The 21,169-nt window shown below is 62.3% G+C and carries 21 protein-coding genes; 13 read left to right on the top strand and 8 right to left on the bottom strand.

Going from position 1 to position 21,169, the window contains the following annotated elements; genetic code table 11:
* Positions 1–767, bottom strand: a 767-nt coding sequence (araD1, locus tag PQU92_RS17145) for an AraD1 family protein (RefSeq protein ID WP_272749512.1), incomplete at its 3' end; no start/stop codon positions are given.
* A 269-nt stretch (positions 768–1,036) separates the two neighbouring features.
* Between araD1 and PQU92_RS17140 the strand changes: the two genes are divergently transcribed.
* Positions 1,037–1,828, top strand: a complete 792-nt coding sequence (locus tag PQU92_RS17140) for a FadR/GntR family transcriptional regulator (RefSeq protein ID WP_272749511.1) — start codon at positions 1,037–1,039, stop codon at positions 1,826–1,828.
* Here the strand turns inward: PQU92_RS17140 and PQU92_RS17135 are convergent.
* Positions 1,825–2,355 carry a DUF924 family protein gene (locus PQU92_RS17135; protein ID WP_272749510.1) on the bottom strand — a complete coding sequence of 177 codons (531 nt, stop codon included), beginning with the start codon at positions 2,353–2,355 and terminating at the stop codon, positions 1,825–1,827. The two genes, PQU92_RS17140 and PQU92_RS17135, sit on opposite strands and share 4 nt — an antisense overlap.
* A 94-nt stretch (positions 2,356–2,449) precedes the next feature.
* Here PQU92_RS17135 and ada point away from each other — a divergent pair, with 94 nt between their 5' ends.
* On the top strand, positions 2,450–3,502 hold the full coding sequence (ada, locus tag PQU92_RS17130) for a bifunctional DNA-binding transcriptional regulator/O6-methylguanine-DNA methyltransferase Ada (protein ID WP_272749509.1): 1,053 nt from the start codon (positions 2,450–2,452) through the stop codon (positions 3,500–3,502).
* A 302-nt stretch (positions 3,503–3,804) separates the two neighbouring features.
* Positions 3,805–4,869, top strand: a complete 1,065-nt coding sequence (gene dinB / locus PQU92_RS17125; RefSeq protein WP_272749508.1) for a DNA polymerase IV — start codon at positions 3,805–3,807, stop codon at positions 4,867–4,869.
* Here the strand turns inward: dinB and PQU92_RS17120 are convergent.
* On the bottom strand, positions 4,862–5,284 hold the full coding sequence (locus PQU92_RS17120) for an OsmC family protein (RefSeq protein WP_272749507.1): 423 nt from the start codon (positions 5,282–5,284) through the stop codon (positions 4,862–4,864). The genes dinB and PQU92_RS17120 overlap by 8 nt on opposite strands.
* A gap of 96 nt (positions 5,285–5,380) precedes the next feature.
* On the opposite strand from PQU92_RS17120, the gene PQU92_RS17115 reads away from it, so the two are divergent.
* Positions 5,381–5,992: a pyridoxamine 5'-phosphate oxidase family protein gene (locus PQU92_RS17115; protein ID WP_272749506.1), complete on the top strand. Its 612-nt coding sequence runs from the start codon at positions 5,381–5,383 to the stop codon at positions 5,990–5,992.
* Here the strand turns inward: PQU92_RS17115 and PQU92_RS17110 are convergent.
* Positions 5,989–6,954, bottom strand: a complete 966-nt coding sequence (locus PQU92_RS17110) for a quinone oxidoreductase family protein (protein WP_272749505.1) — start codon at positions 6,952–6,954, stop codon at positions 5,989–5,991. The genes PQU92_RS17115 and PQU92_RS17110 overlap by 4 nt on opposite strands.
* A gap of 9 nt (positions 6,955–6,963) precedes the next feature.
* On the bottom strand, positions 6,964–7,725 hold the full coding sequence (locus PQU92_RS17105) for a class II glutamine amidotransferase (protein WP_272749504.1): 762 nt from the start codon (positions 7,723–7,725) through the stop codon (positions 6,964–6,966).
* Positions 7,726–7,920: 195 nt separating this feature from the next.
* On the opposite strand from PQU92_RS17105, the gene PQU92_RS17100 reads away from it, so the two are divergent.
* Positions 7,921–8,355, top strand: coding sequence for an OsmC family peroxiredoxin (locus tag PQU92_RS17100; protein ID WP_272749503.1), 435 nt, complete (start codon positions 7,921–7,923; stop codon positions 8,353–8,355).
* Between the two features lie 265 nt (positions 8,356–8,620).
* On the opposite strand, the gene PQU92_RS17095 is transcribed toward PQU92_RS17100, so the two are convergent.
* Together PQU92_RS17095 and PQU92_RS17090 are read right to left on the bottom strand one after the other, a co-directional pair.
* The gene (locus PQU92_RS17095) at positions 8,621–8,920 is read right to left on the bottom strand and encodes a HigA family addiction module antitoxin (RefSeq protein WP_272749502.1); all 300 of its coding nucleotides are present in this window, start codon (positions 8,918–8,920) and stop codon (positions 8,621–8,623) included.
* A gap of 58 nt (positions 8,921–8,978) precedes the next feature.
* Positions 8,979–9,260 (bottom strand): type II toxin-antitoxin system RelE/ParE family toxin, encoded by a 282-nt coding sequence (locus PQU92_RS17090; RefSeq protein WP_272749501.1) that lies wholly within the window; start codon positions 9,258–9,260, stop codon positions 8,979–8,981.
* A gap of 174 nt (positions 9,261–9,434) precedes the next feature.
* Between PQU92_RS17090 and polA the strand changes: the two genes are divergently transcribed.
* The 5 genes from polA (at position 9,435) to PQU92_RS17065 (ending at position 15,671) form a co-directional block, all read left to right on the top strand.
* Entirely contained in the window at positions 9,435–12,284 is a 2,850-nt protein-coding gene (polA, locus tag PQU92_RS17085) for a DNA polymerase I (RefSeq protein WP_272749500.1), read from the top strand.
* A 344-nt stretch (positions 12,285–12,628) separates the two neighbouring features.
* Positions 12,629–12,946, top strand: a complete 318-nt coding sequence (locus PQU92_RS17080) for a BrnA antitoxin family protein (RefSeq protein ID WP_272749498.1) — start codon at positions 12,629–12,631, stop codon at positions 12,944–12,946.
* Positions 12,947–12,950: 4 nt separating this feature from the next.
* Positions 12,951–13,388, top strand: coding sequence for a hypothetical protein (locus PQU92_RS17075; protein ID WP_272749497.1), 438 nt, complete (start codon positions 12,951–12,953; stop codon positions 13,386–13,388).
* Positions 13,385–13,786: a VOC family protein gene (locus PQU92_RS17070; protein ID WP_272749496.1), complete on the top strand. Its 402-nt coding sequence runs from the start codon at positions 13,385–13,387 to the stop codon at positions 13,784–13,786. Before PQU92_RS17075 ends, PQU92_RS17070 begins: the two co-directional genes overlap by 4 nt.
* A 202-nt stretch (positions 13,787–13,988) precedes the next feature.
* Positions 13,989–15,671 (top strand): methyl-accepting chemotaxis protein, encoded by a 1,683-nt coding sequence (locus tag PQU92_RS17065; protein ID WP_272749495.1) that lies wholly within the window; start codon positions 13,989–13,991, stop codon positions 15,669–15,671.
* Positions 15,672–16,118: 447 nt separating this feature from the next.
* On the opposite strand, the gene PQU92_RS17060 is transcribed toward PQU92_RS17065, so the two are convergent.
* Complete coding sequence (locus PQU92_RS17060; RefSeq protein WP_272749494.1) at positions 16,119–17,837, bottom strand: hypothetical protein; 1,719 nt, start codon at positions 17,835–17,837, stop codon at positions 16,119–16,121.
* A 213-nt stretch (positions 17,838–18,050) separates the two neighbouring features.
* On the opposite strand from PQU92_RS17060, the gene chvI reads away from it, so the two are divergent.
* From chvI to PQU92_RS17045, 3 genes are all read left to right on the top strand, one after another.
* Entirely contained in the window at positions 18,051–18,761 is a 711-nt protein-coding gene (gene chvI / locus PQU92_RS17055; RefSeq protein ID WP_272749492.1) for a two-component response regulator ChvI, read from the top strand.
* Positions 18,762–18,961: 200 nt separating this feature from the next.
* Positions 18,962–20,530 carry a two-component sensor histidine kinase ChvG gene (gene chvG, locus PQU92_RS17050; protein WP_272749491.1) on the top strand — a complete coding sequence of 523 codons (1,569 nt, stop codon included), beginning with the start codon at positions 18,962–18,964 and terminating at the stop codon, positions 20,528–20,530.
* A 202-nt stretch (positions 20,531–20,732) separates the two neighbouring features.
* The gene (locus PQU92_RS17045; RefSeq protein ID WP_272749490.1) at positions 20,733–21,161 is read left to right on the top strand and encodes an HPr kinase/phosphorylase; all 429 of its coding nucleotides are present in this window, start codon (positions 20,733–20,735) and stop codon (positions 21,159–21,161) included.
* The last annotated feature ends 8 nt before the right edge of the window (positions 21,162–21,169 follow it).

Raw genomic sequence — 21,169 nt, 5'->3', positions numbered from 1 at the left:
TCCTCGCCCGAGATGAACGGCTTCTGCCAGATCACTTCGTTGCCGCGGACGATCTTCGACGTGCCCTCGACGTGGGCGGGCAGGTCGCCCGTCAGGATTTCGACGCCGAGCGACGCCGGGCGCAGCTTCGAATGGGCCAGCCACAGATAGTTCTGCTTCTCGACCACGTGGTCGGAGAACTCGTTGGCCAGGGCAAAGCCGATGCGATAGGCCTGAGCGTCGTCGCCGATGACGTAGATCCCGGCCATTTCAGGCTCCTCGCCGCCGTCTTCGGCAAAGTCCGGCGAGACCAGCGCCTCGCCCGGCCCGACCAGGCCGTGACCGTTGCCCTTGTAGAACCATTCCGGCTGCGCGCCGACCGCGCCCGACGCGGGCTTGCCGCCCTTCACGCCCATCAGGAACATGCGCATCGAGTCGGTCAGGTTCTCTTCGCCGGCTTCCTTGGCCTTGGTGTGCATCTTGTCGCGGCCCTCGGCCGAGCCGAGGTGCGTCAGGCCCGTGCCGGTCAGGTGCAGGTGCGCCGGATCGGGATGGTCGATGGGCGAGAGGATGCGGCCTTCCGAGAGGGCCAGCGCGATATCGACGGCTTCACCGAGGCCCTGTTGGGCGACCTGATCGGCAATCGAACGCTTCGCTGCGATGGCGGCGCGGGCCAGCTCATAGGTCGAGGTGACGCCGAGGATGACCCTGGCGGAACCGTCGTCCTCACCGGCGGCGACACCGCGCGCCCCGTGGGCGTCGACGAACTGGATCAGGCGTAAGGTCATGGCGCTTCCCTCAGGATTATGTGATATAACTCAGACAATTGATTGTGACTTAGGCCGCGCTTTCGCGTTTGTCAAATCGTGTTTATGATGGCCGCGACGAATCTTAATTCATCCTCCCCTGTCAGCCCGAAGGGCGCCACGGGGGAGGTGGCGAGCTTGTCTCGCCGGAGGGGGCATAACGGGCTGGGCCTGCCCCCTCCGTCGCGGACGAAACGCCGCGACACCTCCCCCGCAAGCAGGGGAGGATGCAGACAGTAACAGGGCCCTGAATGACCATCGATACCCCTTCGCATCCGCCGCTTCGCCGCACACCGGTCTCCGATCAGGCGCAAAGTTTTGGCCTGACGTTTCAGGGGCGGCTGCACGGGGCGCTGGCCCACCGGCTGGGGGTCGATATCCTGAAGGGCGTCTATGCGCCGGGTCAGGTCCTGCCGAACGAGATCGACTCAAGCTCGACGCTGGATATCTCGCGCTCGGCCTATCGCGAGGCGATCCGGATTCTGGCGGCGAAGGGCATGGTCGAGAGCCGCCCCAAGGCCGGGACCAAGGTGACCGAGCGCAAGCGGTGGAACATCCTCGATCCGGAGGTTCTGGGCTGGATGTTCGAGACCGAGCCGTCGGAAGACTTCATCAAGGGGCTGTTCGAGCTGCGGCTGATCACGGAACCGGCGGCGGCGGAGCTGGCGGCGCTCAGGCGCACCGAGGCGCATCTGAAGCAGATGGATGCGGCGCTGGACGTGATGGAGGCGGAGACGCTGGCGACCGAAGCGGGGCGCCGGGCGGATCTGGAGTTCCACGACGCGCTGATGAACGCCACGGGGAACGAGGCTCTGGCCAGTTTGAGCCATTCGATCGGGGCGGCGGTGGCGTGGTCGACGCGGTTCAAGCAGCGCTCGGGGCCGCTGCTGCGCGACCCGGTGCCGGACCACCGCCGGGTCTATGACGCCATCAAACGTCAGGACGCCGGTGCCGCCCGATGGTGCATGGAATCCCTCATCCGCATGGCGCTCGATGACACCCAACGAACCATGAAAACTCAACTCATCGAACCAAGGGGCTAGCCCGCAAAGCCACCCCCGTCGATAAAGGCCTGTTCCTCCGCCGTCGTCACCCGCCCCAGAACCGGATTGCGGTGCGCAAAGCGTCCGAAGCGCTGAATGATGTCGCGGTGACCTTCGGCATAGTCCAGCGATTGCCCGCCCAAAGGCCGCATCAGTTCCACCGCGCGGTCCTGATCGGCCAGGTCTTCGGAATGCTCGAACGGCAGATAGATAAAGGGGCGCAGAATCTCCGCAACGTCCTTGTCCTGACCGGCATCCACGGCCTTGCGGGCAAAGCTCAGGGCCAGCGGATCGGTGGCGAACATGTGCGCCGTGCCGCGAAAGGCATTGCGCGGAAACTGATCGAGCAGGATCAGCAGGGCCAAAGACCCGCGCGCGGTCCCGCTCCAGTCATCCAGCTTGCGCGCCGCCGCCTGCATATGCAGGTCGAGGAACCGCGCGCGAAATTCGGCATCAAAGGCCTCGTCCTTGGCGAACCATTTTGACGGTCCGGCGGTTTCCCAGAAGGTAATGACGTCGTCGATCACAGGGGCTTCCTTATATAGAGAATTTGACCGCAAGGCGCGGGACGCCAACGGGACTCGTCTATGCGACTCTTCTCCTATAGACTGGAGCCCGACCATGAACCACCCCGTTTCCACTACCGAAGACCCGCGCTGGCAGGCCGTGATCGACCGCGATCCGGCGCAGGCGAGCGCTTTCGTCTATGGCGTGACCTCGACCGGCGTCTTTTGCCGCAGCACCTGTCCGTCGCGACGGCCAAAGCCCGAAAACGTCCGCTTTTTCGCCACGCCCGCCGCCGCGACCGCCGCCGGGTTCCGGGCCTGCAAGCGCTGCACGCCGGAGGCGGCGGCCTTGCGCGACACTCAGGCCGCGATAATTGCCCACCTGTGCCGCGAGATCGAGACGGCGGAAACCGAACCCGCGCTCGCCGATCTGGCGCGGCAGGCGGGTCTCAGCCCGTTCCACCTGCATCGCGTGTTCAAGGCCGCGACCGGCGTGACGCCCAAGGCCTATGCCCGGGCCCATCGCGCGAAGAAGATGCGCGATACCCTGAAGACCAGCGCCACGGTGACCGAGGCCATTTACGACGCCGGATTCAACGCCTCCAGCCGCTTCTATGCCGATACGAAAACCGCGCTGGGGATGACGCCCACGGCCTTCCGCAAAGGGGGCGTCAACGAAGATATCCGTTTCGCCGTCGGGCAAAGTCGGTTGGGCGCGCTGCTGGTTGCCCAAAGCGAAAAAGGCGTCTGCGCCGTGTTTCTCGGCGACGATCCCGAGGGTCTGGTCCGCGACCTTCAGGACAGTTTCCCGAACGCCCGACTGATCGGGGCCGATACCGATTTCGAAGAGACCCTCGCCCGCGTCGCCGGGCTGATCGAGGCCCCCGGCACCGGCCTCGACCTGCCGCTCGATATCCGCGGCACGGTGTTCCAGCAAAAGGTGTGGGCGGCCCTGCAAGCCATCCCTGCGGGTCAGCGCCTCAGCTACAGCGAACTGGCCGAACGCATCGGCGCACCGAAGGCCGTCCGCGCCGTCGCCTCGGCCTGCGCGTCGAACACCATCGCCGTCGCCATCCCCTGTCACCGCATCGTGCGCAACGACGGCGCCCTGTCCGGCTACCGCTGGGGCGTCGAGCGCAAGGCGGCCCTGTTGGAACGGGAAAACTGATTTTTCTTATACCTCCCTGGCTACGCCGGGGAGGGGGACCGCACGAGCCGCCAAAGGCGGTGAGATGTGGTGGTGGGGGTTCTTGCTTTCTTACAACTGTGTTCGTTCCACCTCAGCAAGACACCCCACCACCATTGGCTCCGCCAACGGTCCCTCTCCCCGCGCAAGCGCAAGGAGGTATAGGTACGGCGAATCAGACCTATTGATTTGTTCTCTTTTTGTGCTAAGTTCTGCGTATGTTCTCATAACGTCGCGGAACGCACATCATGGACGAGATCGAAAACCATCCCCCAAGAACTGGAATGCGGAAGATCATCCATATCGATATGGATGCCTTCTACGCCTCGGTCGAACAACGCGATAACCCCGATCTGCGCGGCAAGCCGGTCGCGGTCGGCGGCATGGAACGCGGCGTCGTGGCGGCGGCCAGTTATGAGGCGCGCAAGTTCGGCATCCGCTCGGCCATGCCCTCGGTCACGGCGCGGCGCAAATGCCCGGACCTGATCTTCGTCAAGCCGCGCTTCGACGCCTACAAGGCCGTGTCAAAGCAGATCCGTGATATCTTCGAGGACTATACCGATCTGGTCGAGCCGCTGTCGCTGGACGAGGCCTATCTCGACGTCACCGAAAACCACAAGGGCGTCGGCTCGGCGACCCTGATCGCGCAGGAAATTCGCGCCCGCATCAAGCTGGCGACGGGCCTGACGGCGTCGGCAGGGGTGTCGTACAACAAGTTTCTGGCCAAGATGGCGTCGGATTACCGTAAGCCCGACGGGCTCTATGTCATCACCCCGCGCATGGGGCCGGAATTCGTCGAAACCCTGATGGTCGGCCGTTTTCACGGCATCGGCCCGGCGACCGAGGAGAAGATGAACCGCCTGGGCATCATGACCGGAGCCGATTTGCGGGCGCAGTCCCTGCCCTTCCTGCAAAAGCACTTCGGCGTGTCGGGCGACTATTACCACAATATCGCGCGCGGCATCGATCATCGTCAGGTACGGCCGGACCGGGTACGCAAATCCGTCGGCGCCGAAAACACCTTCTTTCAGGACATCTTCTCAGCCGACGCAGCGCGCGCGGCCTTGCAGCCCATCGTCGAAAAGGTCTGGCGTTATTGCGAGCAGAACGGCACGCGCGGCCGCACGGTGACGCTCAAGGTCAAATATACCGACTTTCAGCAGATCACCCGCAGCCACACCGCCAATGCCACGGTGGGCGACAAAGCGGAACTCTCACGCGTGTCGGGCACCCTGCTCGACGGTGTGTTCCCTCTGGCCAAGGGCATCCGGTTGCTCGGCGTCACCCTGTCGTCATTAGGCGCCAACGATGCCCGCCCCGAACCGCAGCAATTGTCGCTGGCTATATAAATCGCGTCGCAATATCCGCGCCTTCTTTCAGCGTCAGGGTCACCGGCGTGCGCTCGACCACCTCGGCCAGCCGCGCGCGGGCCTCGTCGCTCAGATCGCCGATCAGACGCACCTCGCGTGTGATCTTCGACCGTTTATTGTCTTTCGCGTGGTGCAAGTCGACCTCAAGCCCTTGCAGTGCAAAGCCTTTGCGCTCGGCATACATGCGCAGCGTGATCGACGTGCAGGCCGCCAACGCCGCCAGCAGCAGATCGTAGGGCGCGAACCCGGCATTGCCACCGCCCAGGGCTTCGGGTTCGTCGGCGATGAGGGTGCGGCCGGCGCTCTCGATGGTCGTCAGGTAATTGGTGGTGCCGATCCGGGCATGGGCCTGCGCCATGTGGGTCTCCGTAAAGCGTCGCGAAAAGGGAACCATAACGCAAACCGTCCGCTTTCGTATGGCAAATTTACGCCTGACGCCGTCTTGTAAGAGCGCGTGGCGGGGCCGAATTTCTTAGCGAAAGAGGCAAACATGACGACCCTTTATGGCCGTGAGGCCCGCGACCGCATCTGGTCCCTGATCAAGGACATCAAGGTGGCCATGCTGGCGACCTATAACGCCAATGGCCTGTTGCACGCCCGCCCGATGCAGCAGCAGAAGATTGAGAAAAACAGCGGCTTTCAAGGTGTGCTGTGGTTTTTTACCGGCGCCGATACGGGCAAGGTCGAAGAGATCACCGCCAATCCCGCGGCCCTTCTGACCTATGCCGATACCGACGGGCACAATTACGTCTCGCTCAACGGCACGATCACCATCAGCCGCGACCGCGCCAAAATCGACGAACTGTGGTCGGAAGTCGATAAGGCGTGGTTCCCGAAAGGCAAGGACGACCCGAACCTGCTTCTGCTGCGGTTTGAGGCCGCCGAAGCCGAGTTCTGGGACAGCCCCGGCATGATCGCGGCGGGCCTTGGTTATATCAAGGCGTTTTTCACGGGCGAACAGGCTCAGGTCGGTGACACCGGCCACGCCGACCTCGACATCCCTGCCTTCGAGGGGCGTGAAACCGTCAATTCCGAGGCGCCACGCAAACCGGAACCGGAAACCGTTCTGGTCTCGACCGGCCCCCGCGATCCGATGGGTTAAGGTATCAGCAGCGTGCTGCCCGTCGTGGCGCGGCCCTCAAGTGCTTCGTGGGCCGCGCGCGCGTCTTTCAGCGCAAAGGTCTGGGGGATCGAGACGGTGATAATCCCGCGCCCGATCAGATCGAACAGTTCGCCCGCCGATTCCAGCAGTGTCGCCCGGTCGCGGTTATAACCGAACACCGAAGGCCGCGTCATGAACAGCGAGCCCTTGGTATTCAGTACGCCGATATCGAACGGCGGCACCGGCCCCGACGATTGCCCGAACGACACGAACAGGCCGAGCGGCTTCAGCACATCGAGCGAGCCGTCGAAGGTATCCTTGCCAACGGAATCGTAGACCACATCCACCTTTCCGGAAATCTCGTGAACGCGTGCCACGAAGTCTTCGGTACGGTAATTGATCAGGTGGTCGTAACCATTCTGGCGGGCCAGTTCAACTTTCTCGTCCGAACCCGCCGTGCCGATGACCGTGGCCCCCAGATGCCTGGCCCACTGCCCGAACAGCAGACCTACCCCGCCTGCCGCCGCGTGGTAGAGCACCGTATGGTCCGGCCCGACGCGGAAGGTCCGCCGCAGCAGATATTGCGCCGTCAGGCCCTTCAAAAATGCGGCCGCGGCCACCGTATCGCTGATCCCGTCGGGAATGGGAACCAGCTTGTCCGCCGGCATGATGCGCGCTTCGGCATAAGAACCGGGGCTGCCGACATAGACCACGCGGTCGCCGGGTTTTAAATCCGTGACGCCGTCACCGATCGCTTCGATCACGCCCGCGCCTTCGTTCCCCGGCGTAAACGGCAGGTCGGTTTTGTACAGGCCCGACCGGAAATAGGTGTCTATGAAATTGACGCCGATGGCGGTGTGACGCAGGCGCACTTCGCCGGGACCGGGCGCACCGACCTCGACCGTCTCCCACGTGAGAACCTCGGGACCGCCGTGACGGTGAGCGCGAATAGCCTGGGTCATGGGCATCTCCTAAATCACTTCGCCCGAGCGAAACACCAGCGACGAACCCGGTTCGATCGGCGTCCATACCTCATCGTGTGTCAGGGGCTGGGTGGCGATAATGATGACCTTGTCGTCAGGCGTCGTTTCTTCGGCGAAGTCGACCTGCATGTCGGCGTCGATCAAGCTGGCCTTACCGAACGGCGCGCGACGCTGGATATAGGTCAGCTTCTTCGAGCAACTGGCGTAGAGCGACCGCCCGTCGGTCAGAAGCGCGTTGAATACCCCCAGCTTACGCAGTTCGCCGAACAGCCGCTTGACCTCCTTGTCCAGCACCCGCGCGGGCGGATAATCCATATATTTGCGCACCAGCTGATCGAGAATCCAGCAGAAGGCGTGTTCGGAATCGGTCGTACCGATAGGACGGAAGAAACTCAGCGGCAGGGTTTTGACGCCCTTCAATTGCCCATTATGGGCGAAGGTCCACGCCCGGCCCCACAGTTCACGCGTGAACGGATGGGTGTTTTCCAGCGTCACGCGACCGCGATTGGCCTTGCGCACATGGGCGATGACGGTCTTCGACTTGATGGGGTAGCTGCGCACCAGCGCCGCCAGCTCCGACGTCGCCGACGGGTTCGGGTCGTGGAAGCTGCGGCAACCCTTCTGCTCGTAAAAGCTGATGCCCCAGCCGTCGGCGTGCGGGCCGGTATCGCCGCCGCGCCGCGCCAGAGCGGCAAAGGAAAAGCGAATGTCGGTGGGGACATTGGCGCTCATGCCCAAAAGTTCGCACATAATCGGATACCGTTCTCAGCTAACGCCCTCAGTTTAGCTGACGACATCGCCCCGGCAAACGACGGTTTCTATCGTCACGGTTCAGTGAGGTGAAACTGAGCCCCAATTGACCCATTGCCTGTTTACAAATGCCGGGATACCACTCCTCCCCAGCCGCGTTAAGGCTATCCTTTCATTTAAAAACGGAGACGGACGATGATACGCACGGCAACCGCCCAATGGCGCGGCGACGGCATGACCGGCACGGGCACCCTGACGACCCAGAGCGGCGCCTTCACCGCCCAGCCCTACAGCTTCAAGACCCGCTTCGGCGACGAAGAGGGCAAGTCGGGCACCAATCCGGAAGAACTGATCGCCGCCGCCCACTCGGGCTGTTTTACGATGGCGCTGTCATTTGCCCTCGCCAAGGCCGGGTTCACGGCGGAACAGCTGGAAACCGAAGCTCTGGTCGATGTGAAGCCGTCGGAGGCCGGGTTTTCCATCGTCGGCATCACGCTGAAGCTCAAGGCGCAGATTCCGGGCGTATCGGACGAGCAGTTTCAGGAACTGGCCGCCGGGGCCAAGGCCAACTGCCCGATTTCCAAGGCGCTGGCCTCGGTGCCGATCACGCTTGAGGCGACGCTGGCTTAGGTTTGCGCCGCTTGAACGCACGAAAGCCCGGAGGCAGCTCCGGGCTTTTTTTGTGCGTCAAATCCTACGGCGGCGCTTGCTGGTGAAGCCCCTCCCCCACCACCACGCCTTTCAGGCGTGGTCCCCCTCCCCGCCCTTGGCAGGGAGGTATGACGTTGGAGAGGTTCTGTAATTCTTATATCGCCCCAGCTTGCTGGAGAGGGGGGACCGCACGAGCCGACAAAGTCGGTGAGATGTGGTGGTGGGGGCCTTTTTACGCGAAGGTTTACGCGACCTTGAGCGGCTTGATCTGCGCCGTCAGGTCTTCAAGCCGCTCGCGTTTAACCTTGCGCAGGTCGTAATCCTTTTGCAGGTTCAGCCAGAACTCCGGACTGGTGCCGAAGAACAGGCCGAAACGCAGGGCCATTTCAGCCGTGATCGCACGACGGCCTTCGATGATCGCCTTGATCGCGGCACGGTCCACCTTGATGGCCGCCGCAAAAGTACCCGGACGCACATTAAGGTCGTCGAGGAAATCCTCTTTCAGCATGAGGCCGGGAGGATCAATTTCAATATAATCAACCATTTAACCACCATTGACATGCTTTGGTTACAGGCTAGACTGCACGTACGTGCAGTCTAGCCTAATGATAATCCACGAACTCGACCTCGTGCGCATTACCCTCAAGCCATTTAAAGACAATGCGCCATTGATCATTGACGCGGATCGAATAGAAACCCTTGCGATCGCCTTGCAGGGCCTCCAGCCGATTTGATGGCGGCACCCTCAAATCTTCGAGACTCACCGCCGCGTTCAGATAGATCAATCGTCGTAGGGCCTGCTTCTGCAAACCGGCATCCATGCGCTTGACGGCAACACCCTCAAACAACTGCTCAGTCAGTCGATCTGCAAAGCTTTCAATCATAATGTTGTATATCACACAACATATACATTTTCAACAAAATGTTGCTTTTCAAACAACAAAACATATACAAAAATCAACACCCATTCCCTCTCCGCTCAGCGAGAAGGGATAAGTAATTGGCATCGCGGGCGGATCGTTTTAAGAAGCCATCTGACCTTTTATAAGCGAGCCCACATGTCCGCAAAGCGCCTCGTCCTGATCGACGGTTCCGGCTATATCTTCCGCGCCTATCACGGCCTGCCGCCGCTGACGCGCAAGTCCGACGGCCTGCCGGTGGGCGCGGTGTCGGGCTTTTGCAACATGTTGTATAAGCTGATCAAAGAGAACCGCGGCGACGACGCACCTTCGCATCTGGCGGTCATTTTCGACGCCGGATCGCACACCTTCCGCAACGACCTCTACGATCAGTACAAGGCCCACCGCCCGCCCGCGCCCGAAGACCTGATCCCGCAGTTTCCCCTGATCCGTCAGGCGACGAAGGCGTTTGGCATCCACAATGTCGAACTGAGCGGCTTCGAAGCCGACGATCTGATCTGCACCTATGCGAAAATGGCGGTCGAAGAGGGCTTTGAGGTCACTATCGTCTCGTCCGACAAGGACCTGATGCAACTGGTCAATGACCACGTCTCCATGCTCGATCCGGTCAAGGGCACGCCGGTCAAACGCGATCAGGTCATCGAAAAGTTCGGCGTCCCGCCGGAGCTGGTCGTCGATGCTCAGGCCCTGATCGGCGACTCGACCGACAACGTCCCCGGCGCGCCGGGTATCGGCGTCAAGACCGCCGCGCAACTGATCCTCGAATACGGCTCGCTCGATGCGTTGCTTGAGCGCGCGCAGGAAATCAAACAGCCCAAGCGCCGCGAGGCCCTGACCGAGTTCCGCGACCAGATCCTGCTGTCGCGCGAACTGGTCCGCCTGCGCGCCGACGTGCCGCCGCCCTGCCCCATCGACGAATTCGCCCTGAAAGACCCGGACGCGACAGAGCTTGGGGCCTTCCTGGCCGAGATGGAGTTCACCTCTCTGGCCCGTCGCGTCGGCGGTTCGCTCAGCGTGCTGGAAACTGCGCAATCTAAGGCCGGAGACCTGCCGAAGGCCCCGGTATCCAAACCGCTGTTCGGCACCACGGGTCAGGCGCCGACACCGAAGGCCGCCACGCCCGAGGCCCTGCTGACCCCGGTCAATTACGACGCCTATCAGTGCGTTCAGGATATCGGCACCCTGAGCGCCTATGTCGCGCAGTGCAAGGCCGCAGGCGTCTTTGCCGTCGATACCGAAACCGACGCCCTGTCGGCCACCAGCTCGGGCCTTGTCGGCGTGTCGCTGAGTTGCGGCGTCGGCTCGGCCATCTATATCCCGCTGGGCCACGAATCCGATCAGGGCGGTCTGGCGTTATCCGGCGACACGCTGAAGCAGATTCCGCTCGATGAGGCGCTCGCTGTTCTGAAGCCGCTGCTCGAAGACCCGGCGGTGCTCAAGGTCGGGCAGAATATCAAATACGACCTGTCGGTCTTTGCCCGCTACGGCATCCGCGTCGCGCCCTATGACGACACCATGCTGATCTCCTACGTGCTTGAGGCCGGGATGCACGGCCACGGCATGGACGAACTGTCGGAACTGCACCTCGGTCACACGCCGATCCCGTTCAAGCAGGTCGCCGGCACGGGTAAGAGCGCCAAATCGTTCAAGTTCGTCGACCTCGGTCCCGCCACGCACTACGCCGCCGAAGACGCCGACATCACGCTTCGCCTGTGGCACGTGCTTAAGCCGCAACTGGTTCAGCAGCGCCTGCTCACCGTCTACGAGACGCTGGAGCGCGACATGCCCACTGTCCTGTCAGACATGGAACTGGCCGGGGTCCGCGTCGATCCGCAGGTTCTGCGTCTCCTGTCCCAGGATTTCGGCGCGCGCATGGGTGATATCGAGGCCGAAGCGCATAAGCTGGTCGGGCGACCGTTCAACCTCAATTCGCCGCAGCAACTCGGCGCCATTTTCTTCGACGAAATGGCCCTGCCCGGCGGTAAGAAGACCGCCTCTGGCCAGTGGGCGACCGATGTTAAAGTCCTCGAAGACCTCGCCGAAAAAGGCCAGCCCCTCGCCCGCCTGCTGCTCGATTACCGGCAGATGGCCAAGCTGAAAGGCACTTATACCGACGCCCTGGTCGAATATGCCGATCCGAAGACGCAACGCATCCACACCTCGTACCAACTGGCCGCGACGACGACGGGCCGCCTGTCGTCGAACGAGCCAAACCTGCAAAATATCCCCATCCGCACGCAGGAAGGGCGCAAGATCCGCACCGCCTTTATCGCCAAGGACGGCCATAAGCTGATCTCGGCGGACTATTCGCAGATCGAACTGCGCCTGCTGGCCCATATCGGTGACATCGAACAGCTCAAAAAGGCCTTTACCGACGGGCTCGACATCCACGCCATGACGGCGTCGGAAATGTTCGATGTGCCGATCGAAGGCATGCCGTCCGAGGTCCGCCGCCGTGCCAAGGCCATCAATTTCGGCATCATCTACGGCATCTCGGCCTTCGGTCTCGGCAACCAGCTCGGCATCGATAACGGCGAAGCCGGACGCTATATCAAGACCTATTTCGAGCGCTTCCCCGGCATCAAGGCCTATATGGACGCCGCCCGCGATCAGGTGAAAGCGAAGGGCTATGTCGAGACGATCTTCGGCCGCCGCATCAATATCCCTGACGTCAATGCCAAGTCGGCGGCCCAGCGCGCCTTCGCCGAACGCGCCGCGATCAATGCGCCGATTCAAGGGACGGCCGCCGACATTATCCGCCGCGCCATGATCCGCATGCCTGCCATGCTTGAGGCCGCGGACCTGAGCACGAAGATGCTATTACAGGTCCACGACGAACTGATCTTCGAAGCGCCGGACGCCGAGGTCGAAAAAGCCAAGGCGGTAATCATCAATGTGATGAAGAACGCCGCCCTGCCCGCCATCGACATTTCGGTACCGCTCGACGTCGAAGCCAAGGCCGCGCTCAACTGGGACGAGGCGCACTAGCCGATGGCTTAGTCTTTGGTAAATTAAGTAAGATTTTGACCACGAAAAACACGAAAAGCACGAAAAAGTAGACGAATACATCTTCGCCCGAAGGGCCTTATGTCATTGCGACACATGAAACATTTGATCGCTTCGCGCGGTGGTTTCACGCAAAGAAGTTCGTGCTTTTCGTGTTTTTCGTGGTCAAATCTTAGCGGCTACGGTCACGTGCCCGTCAGGTGCGAGGTAAACCTTGCCGTTTTCACGGATAGCCATTCAGAAATGGAATCTGCTCTCGATTATTTGCTCTATCTGCATTATCGTAGATTACCGCGCCGAATAAAATAAAGAGCGCCATCCACACCATGAAATCAAAAATCGTTCGATATCAATTCGATCCCACCAATCCGCCGCCTTTGACAGATAAGCAGAAAGCTGAAATCAACGCCTTGGCAGCGCGTCCGGACAATGAAATCGACGTCAGCGACATTCCACCACTGACCGACGACTTTTGGAAAAACGCCGTACGCAATCCGTTTAGGCGTCCTGTCAAACAACAGGCGACCGTGCGGCTCGATGCCGATGTGATGGCGTGGCTCAAATCGTCCGGCAAGGGCTACCAGACGCGCCTGAACGCCATCCTGCGAAAGGCAATGCTGGCCGATCTCAAACGGCGCGCCTGACACTGTGACCGCGCTCGTCCACCGCCATGACAGCGAGTTTCTCGACCTTATTCTGGTCGTTTGTCCGGCGTGCGGGGGGCGGGCGCAGATGACAAAGATCGAAGGCGTGACGGCGCGGCGGCTGGTCTGCTCTGCGTGCGGGCACAACCGCGACGTCGAACCACGTGATGCCCGCGTCACCACCTATCCGCCGACGAATAATCTCTGCAACGGTCTGTCACTGTGGTACGATATCGAGAGCCGTCACGGGCGTTTTTACGCCTATAATGATGCTCACCTAGACCATATTGCCACCTATATCGCCTCGAACCTCCGGCAGATGGCCCCATCGCCAACCGGCGTCAGAAACGCCTCCATTACCTCGCGTCTGCCCCTGTGGGTCAAGCAGGCCAAGAACCGTACCGAAGTCCTCAAACTTATCGACAAACTGAGATCAAAATGACCGTCGTCAAACGCCTCGACCACTTCAATATCCAGACTCACGACATGGCGGGCACCATCGCCTTCTATGCCGACCTGCTCAATCTCGACGCCCGCACCGCGCCGGAGCGCGACCCGGAAGACCGAATGTGGCTCTACGATTCCGGCGACCGGGCGGTGATTCACCTCAACCGTTTCGGCACCGACAACACCATCCCGCGCGAGGTCGTACCGGGCAATCCGACCGGAGCCATCCACCATATCGCGTTCGAATGCGACGGTCACGACGAGACCATCGCGAAGATCGAAGCCAAAGGCCTCTACTACGCCACCAACGTCGTGGCGCGCATCGGCCTGCGTCAGGTCTTTGTCGCCGACCCGAACAATGTCCTGCTCGAACTCAATTTTCGCGGGAATTAACGAACGGTGAACTCGCCGCCGTTCATTAACGGCGATATGATACCGCAGAATTTGCAAACGAAACTCATCTTGTTGTTTTTAATAAAGAAACTATAAGATGATTAACGGCTGATTTACCGTTCCTGTGAGATGGAGAAGCAACAGGGTTACCTATACCCGTCACGCTCTCGTCTTTTCCGCGTCCCGCATCAGGAGCCTCGTCATGTTCCGCAACATCACCATCCGCAGCCGCATCGTGGCGGCCTTTGCCCTTCTCCTGATCAGCACGGTGGCGCTGGGCCTGTTCGCCGTGAACCGTCTGAGCGCGGTGAACAAGGCCGTCGATGAACTGGGGTCCAACTGGTTGCCGACCGCCAACACGCTGGGCGACATGTCGCAGAGCTTCGAACTGATGCGCCTGCGTCAATTGCAGCTCCTGACCAGCGACGAGGCCGGGCGGTCCGAGATCGTCACCAATATCGGCAAGGCGTCGGACGCGCTGGAAAAGACGCTGGCCGACTATAAGCCTCTGGTCACGCCGGGTGAGGAACAGGCCCTGGCCGATCAGGTTTTCCATAATATGGAAACCTATCGCACCAACAGCCAGCTCTATCTCGACAAGGTCAATGCGGGTGATATCGCCGGGGCGACGACCTTCTTCATGACCGACATGCAGGATCAGGCCCGCACTTTGCGTGACGCCATCCGCGCCGATCGTGCCTTCCAGCTCAAGGCCGGCAACGCCGCCGCCGAGGCTGGCATAGCGCTGGGCAAACAGGCCACGACGATGATCTTCGTGGCGCTGGGCATCACCGCCCTGTTTACCGTCGTCGTCGGCCTGATGATCGTGCGCGGCGTTTCGGTCCCGGTCGCCGGTATGGCGGCGATCATGCGCCGCCTCGCCGACGGCCACACCGACGTGAAGGTGCCGAACCTTGGCGAACGCAACGAAATCGGCGAGATGGCCGCCACCGTCGAAGTCTTCCGCGACGGCCTGATTCGCAACAAGGCCCTTGAGGCCGAAGCCGTTAAAGCGCGCGAAGATTCCGAATACCAGCGCAAGCAGGCCATGTCGGAACTGGCCACGCAGTTCGAAGGCGCCATCGGCGGCATCGTCGACATGGTGTCGTCCGCCGCCACCGAAATGCAGGCCACAGCAGCGCAACTGACCGCCTCGGCGCAGGAGTCCGCCGCTCAGGCGACGTCTGTCTCCGCCGCCGCCGAAGAAGCCGGGACCAATGTGACCTCGGTCGCCGGTTCGGCCGAAGAACTGGGCGCCAGCGTTGCCGAAATCAGCCGTCAGGTCGATCACTCGCTGGTCAAGGCGCGTGAGGCCGTGCGCGAAGCCGACGCCACCACGGTCATCGTCCACGAACTGTCGGAAGCGGCGGGCAAGATCACCGGCATCGTCGATATGATCTCCGGCATCGCGTCTCAGACCAACCTGCTGGCGCTCAATGCGACCATCGAATCGGCGCGCGCCGGTGAGGCGGGCAAGGGCTTCGCGGTCGTCGCCGCCGAAGTGAAGACGCTGGCCACCCAGACGGGCCGCGCCACGACCGAAATCAACCAGCAGATCGCCGCCATCCAGAGCACGACCGACCGCGCCGTCAAGGCCATCGAGAGCATTGCCGGGCTGATCCGCGTGGTCAACGACTCCTCGACCACCATCGCGGCGGCTGTCGAACAGCAGGGCGCAGCGACGGGCGAGATCGTTCAGGCCGTCAATCAGGCCTCGATGGGCACGACCGAGGTGACCATGAACATCACCGGCGTCGCCCGCATGGCCGAAGAGACCGGCATGGGGGCGACTCAGGTGCTCAACGCCTCGTCCGAACTGGCCCAGCAGGCGGAATATCTGCGCGCGCAGGTTAACGGCTTCCTGGCGCAGGTCCGTGCGGCGTAAGGTTTGTATATGGGTTAAAACAAAGGCCGCTTCCGGTAACGGAGGCGGCCTTTTGCTTTGCCCCTTCCTCATTTGCGGGGCCAAGACTGACTTGAAATCCTTCCCCGTTCACGGGGAAGGTGGCGGGCAAGCGCGAAGCGGTTGAACGTCGGAAGGGGGAAACGGTGTTTCAATAAAGACTGATGGCGTTTTAGGGCCTCTACGGTTTTCCCCCTTCCGTCTCGCCGTCTGTCGACGTCGATCCACCTTCCCCGTAAACGGGGAAGGATTATCAGTGTCTCTGGCCCCGTAAACGGGGAAGGATTATCAGTGTCTCTGGCCCCGTAAACGGGGAAGGATTATCAGTGTCTCTGGCCCCGTAATCGGGGAAGGATTATCAGCGTCTCTGGCCCCGTAATCGGGGAAGGATGTAAGCGCTCTCTGGCCCCGTAAACAGGGAACTATATATCAAGCCGCCAGTCCGGCCCGGACCAGCAAGGGGCGCAGGGTCATCAGTCCCTGAGGATCGCCCATCAGGGCCGCGCGCACGTCCGCAGAGCGCAGTTGCTTCATCACCTCGGTCTTCGCGTCTTCGGACAGAGGGCCTTCCGGTCCCGCCTGTGCCGTCGCGAAACTCAGCAGCGCCATGACCCGCTGCATCGGCGATTTCGCACCCCTGACGATATGGGCGATCAGGTGCACATCCTGCGCGATCAGGTGGCCGATCTGGCCGAGCTTTGTCCGCGCCGCCTCGGCATCGGCCTCGCTCAGTTGCGCCTTGGCGACGCGCTTTTGCAGGGTCGCCAGCTGCGCCAGTTTCGCGCCCGCCGGACGCTTCGGGTCGCGCAGGTCGCGTTCGAACTTTTGCGCCGTCAGCGACGACATCAGCCAGCGCGCCGCCTGCTTCTTGTTGACCGGACCGGCTATATTTTCGCTCAGCCACAACAAACGTTCGATCCCCTCTATCGCGTCATCGACCCCGTCGAGCAGCGATTCGATGAACGGGCTGGACACCAGCATTTTAGACCGTTCGATGAAGGCGTTGCCGATATCGTCGCGCTCGTGCTCTTCGGCACAGCCCGCCGTCAGTGCCATGGCGAGCGCCCGCAGCAGGTCGATCTCGGCCATCGGGTCGCCGGGCTTCAGCCGCTTCACCCCGCGCAGTTCGCTCAGCATGTTGCGCACCGACTGGCTGCGCAGATCGTGAAAATGCCCCTGCCGGATCAGGCCGCCGAAGGCTTCCAGATGGTCGGGCGTGGGCGGCAGGACGCTCAGGATATGGGCGTCGATCGTACCGATCTTTTCGACCGCGTCGCCCACGACCATGCGCGCCAGAATGGCCATGCCCTGACCGGGATCGAGATCCGTCCCCATGATTTCGCCCAGCCCGTTGCGCTTGGCGAACAGTTCGGCCACCGGCACCTCGATCACCTCGCGCGCCCAGCTCAGGTCGGGACCGTCTCCGGGGGAGACGTGGGTCACCGCCGTCACCAGCGCGGTCAGGTGCGCCAGCTTGCGCGCCGGGCTGCGTTCGACGGCCATCAGCTTCGCCACCGCCCCGCCCAGCACATAGCCGCGTTCGGGTTGCGCGGCGATTTTGGCGATCTGCGGCAGGATATCGCGCGACAGGTCGAGATCGGGGAACAGCTTGCGCCGCCCGTCGGCGACGACACGGGCGATGGCCTTATCGACCAGCGCCGTCCAGCGCCGCATCAGTTCGTGCACCGAGGCCGAGGTCTCCTGCGCTTCGGGCACGGCGATCTTCTGGATGGCGTGGGTCAGTTCGTTCGACGAGGCATCGAGCCGTTCGGCCAGATCGGGCCGGTGCAGCAGTTCGAACGCCGTCACCCCCTGCCGTTTCAGCCAGTCTTCGAGCACGCGCGAAATGCGTTCGCGGGCGTGTTTGGTATAGAAGTCCTGCGGCGCGGTGCACACCGAGTCGGTCAGCGGCGCGACCTTGAGCTTGCTCTTCGTTTCCGGCGCGCCTTCGGTCAGCAGGACATAGCTTCGGAATTCGCCGTCGGTAAAGACCTCCTTGGTCACCTTAACGGCGGCGGCATGGCGGGTGGTCAGCATGTCCTGCGCGGCGGCAATGGCGCCGTCGCGGTCTTCCAGCGCCATTTGCAGCGCCCACCCCGACTGGGGCGTCTTGCGCGCAAAAACCTCGTAGTGAATCTGGCCGGACATGCGGTACTCTCGGGCGATACTTTCGCCGGATTCGGCGACGCTTATGTCCCGCTTGTTACAAACGGGATCAATCCCGTCGAAATATAGACGAATCCTGTTAAATTAAGGTTGAAGACGCTGTTATGCCCGATTAAGACCGCTATGACGCCCTTATTAGGTCAATAATTGAGCGTCTTGCGTAGGTTAGGTTTTAACAACAGGGAAACCGTCTGAATGGCCCGCATTACCTTAGTCGACGACGACGAAAACATTGTCACCAGCGTGTCACTGGCGCTGGAAAGCGGCGGGCACACGATTCAGGCCTATCACGACGGCGTCGCCGGTCTGGCCGCCCTCGAAAAGGACCCGCCCGACCTGGCCATTCTCGACGTCAAGATGCCGCGCATGGACGGCATGGAAGTCCTGCGCCGCCTGCGCATGAACTCCAACCTGCCGGTCATCATCCTGACCTCGAAGGACGACGAGATCGACGAGGTGCTGGGCTTCAATCTCGGCGCCGACGACTATATGCACAAGCCGTTTTCGCAGCGCCTGCTGCTGGAGCGCGTCAAGGCGGTCCTGCGCCGCGCCGGTATCGTCGAACAGGGCGAGCCCGTCGAGGTAACCGAGGCCCTGAACGCCAAGTCGCTCAAGCGCGGCAAGCTGGTCATGGACGCCGCCCGTCACGAATGCACCTGGGACGGCAAGCCCGTGCGCCTGACGGTGACCGAGTTCCTGCTGCTGCATGCGCTGGCGCAGCGTCCGGGCTTCGTCAAGAGCCGCGACAACCTGATGGATGCCGCCTATGACGATCAGGTCTATGTCGACGACCGCACCATCGACAGCCACGTCAAGCGGATGCGCAAGAAGTTCCGTGTCGTCGATCAGGAGTTCGATTCGATCGAAACCCTGTATGGTGTCGGCTACCGCTACCGCGAAGTGTAGTTGATGCAGGTAATCCCCCCTTCATACCTCCCCAACTTGTTGGGGAGGGGGACCGCACGAAATGACCAAAGGTCATTGAGATGTGGTGGTGGGGGTTCTTACTTTCCAACGTCAGCGGCCATTGAATCTTCGCAAGACACCCCACCACCATTGGCTCTGCCAATGGTCCCCCTCCCCGCGCAAGCGCAGGGAGGTATAAGATGAGTACAGACAAACACCCCTACCGTCTGCCCCGCTTCCGCTGGGGGCAATCGCGCCTCGGGCGGCTGATCCTGCTGCTCAATCTGGCCGGGTTGCTGGTGCTGGTCATCGGCGCGCTGGTGCTCAACGAATTCCGTCAGGGCCTGATCGACAACCGCAAGGAGTCGCTGATGGCGCAGGCCGAAACCATGGGCGAGATCATCGCCGTGGTGGCCACCGCCGGTGACCCCGCCCCCTATCTGGAACCGCAGAACGCCGTGCTGGTGCTGGGGCGCTTCATTCCCGGCGAGCAGCGCGCCCGCCTGTTCGACGCCAACGGCCACCCCATCGTCGATTCCTACGCCGTCTCCGAAACCGTCGATGTCCGCCCCCTACCACCCCTGGCCAGCGAACCCGCGTCCGAAACCGGCGACAGCCGGGGCGCGCGCCAGAAGGATTACGAAGCCGCCCTGTCCGACGAAGTCCGGCAGGCCCTGAGCGGCGAAAAGGTCGCCACCGTCCGCTACAACGAAAAGGGCCAGAAGGTCGTGTCGGTCTCGGTGCCGCTGCGCCGCGTCAAGGCGATCCTCGGCGTTCTGACCATCGAGGCCGGCGACGTCGATTCCATCGTCGCCGCCCAGCGCTGGGCCCTGCTGCCGTTCATTCTGGTGGCCCTGGGGACCAGCATCTTCTCGTCGCTGCTGCTCTACTGGCTGGTCAGCCGCCCGATCCACCGCCTCTCCGCCGCCGCCGACAGCGTGCGTTTGCAAAAATCGCGCGCCATGTCTCTGCCCGACCTTGAGGCGCGCCGCGACGAAATCGGCATTCTGGCCCGGTCGCTGGAGTCGATGACCGATGCGCTGTCGCGGCGGATGGACGAAATCGACCGCTTCGCCGCCGACGTATCACACGAGATCAAGAACCCCCTCACCTCGATCCGCAGCGCTCTGGAAACCCTCAGCCTCGTCAAGGACGACGCCGCCAAGGCCCGCCTGATGGCCGTCATCAATCAGGACGTCCGCCGCGCCGATCGCCTGATCACCGACATTTCCAACGCCTCGCGCCTCGATGCCGAACTGGCCCGCGACGTGCCGAAACCCGTCGATGTGGGGGCGCTGCTCGACGATATCGTCTCGCTCTATCAGCATATGCCCGAAGGGTCCGGCGCGCGGGTCAGCCTGACGCGCAACGTCACGCCCGCCTCGTCGCGCGTGCAGGGCCGCGAAGGGCCGCTGGGGCAGGTCTTCCGTAATGTGATCGACAATGCCCGCTCCTTCTCGCCGCCCGATGGCGAGGTGCGGGTGGTGCTGGGCCATTCCGACGACGACGCGGCCCGCCCCCTGTGCCTGAGCATCGAGGACGACGGCCCGGGCATCCCGGCGGAGAATCTGGAGACCATCTTCCAGCGCTTCTATACGTCGCGGCCCAAGGGCACCGACTTCGGGCGCAATTCGGGGCTGGGCCTGTCGATCTCGCGCCAGATCGTCGAGGCGCACGGCGGCCGCATCTGGGCCGAGAACCGTGAGGACGCCGACGGCAAAATCGTCGGCGCCCGCTTTACCATCGCCCTGCCGAGCGTGTATCAATGAGAATACATACCTCCCCAACTTGTTGGGGAGGGGGACCGCACGACGCCGCGCCTGCGCGGCTAGATGCGGTGGTGGGGGTTCTTGCTTACTTGCGTCAGGGGTCGTTGAACCTCCGTAAGACACCCCACCACCGCTCGCTCTGCTCACGGTCCCCCTCCCCGCACTAAAGCGCAGGGAGGTATAGGAAATCCGGGAGCCACGCTTGAGCCGCATCATCCTTCACGCCACGTCCTTGTCCGTACCGCTGAACGGCGTGTGGCACGGCGTGCTGATCATGGGGCCGTCCGGCGTCGGCAAGAGCGACCTCGCCCTGCGCGCGCTGGAGGCCGGGTTCAGCCTGATCAGCGACGACTACTCCGTGCTCTGGGCGTCGGGCGATCACATTTTCGCCAGCGCACCGGACACCATCGCCGGCAAGCTGGAGGTCCGCGGCATCGGCATCACCGCCCGCCCGCGCCGCCCCCTCACCCGCATAAGCCTTTGTGTTCAATGCCAGATTTCCACGCCGGAGCGCCTGCCCGCCGAAGAACTGACCCCTGTTCTGGGGCACGACCTGCCGACGCTGCGGCTTAACCCTAGGGAAGCTTCGACTGTGGCCAAACTGCTTACCCGCCTGAGACAGTTGGCGTAAATCCACAG

The organism is Asticcacaulis aquaticus (assembly GCF_028550415.1).
Lineage (GTDB): Bacteria > Pseudomonadota > Alphaproteobacteria > Caulobacterales > Caulobacteraceae > Asticcacaulis > Asticcacaulis aquaticus.
Note: the sequence above shows the minus strand (reverse complement) of the source record. Positions and strands in the feature narration are given on the sequence as shown.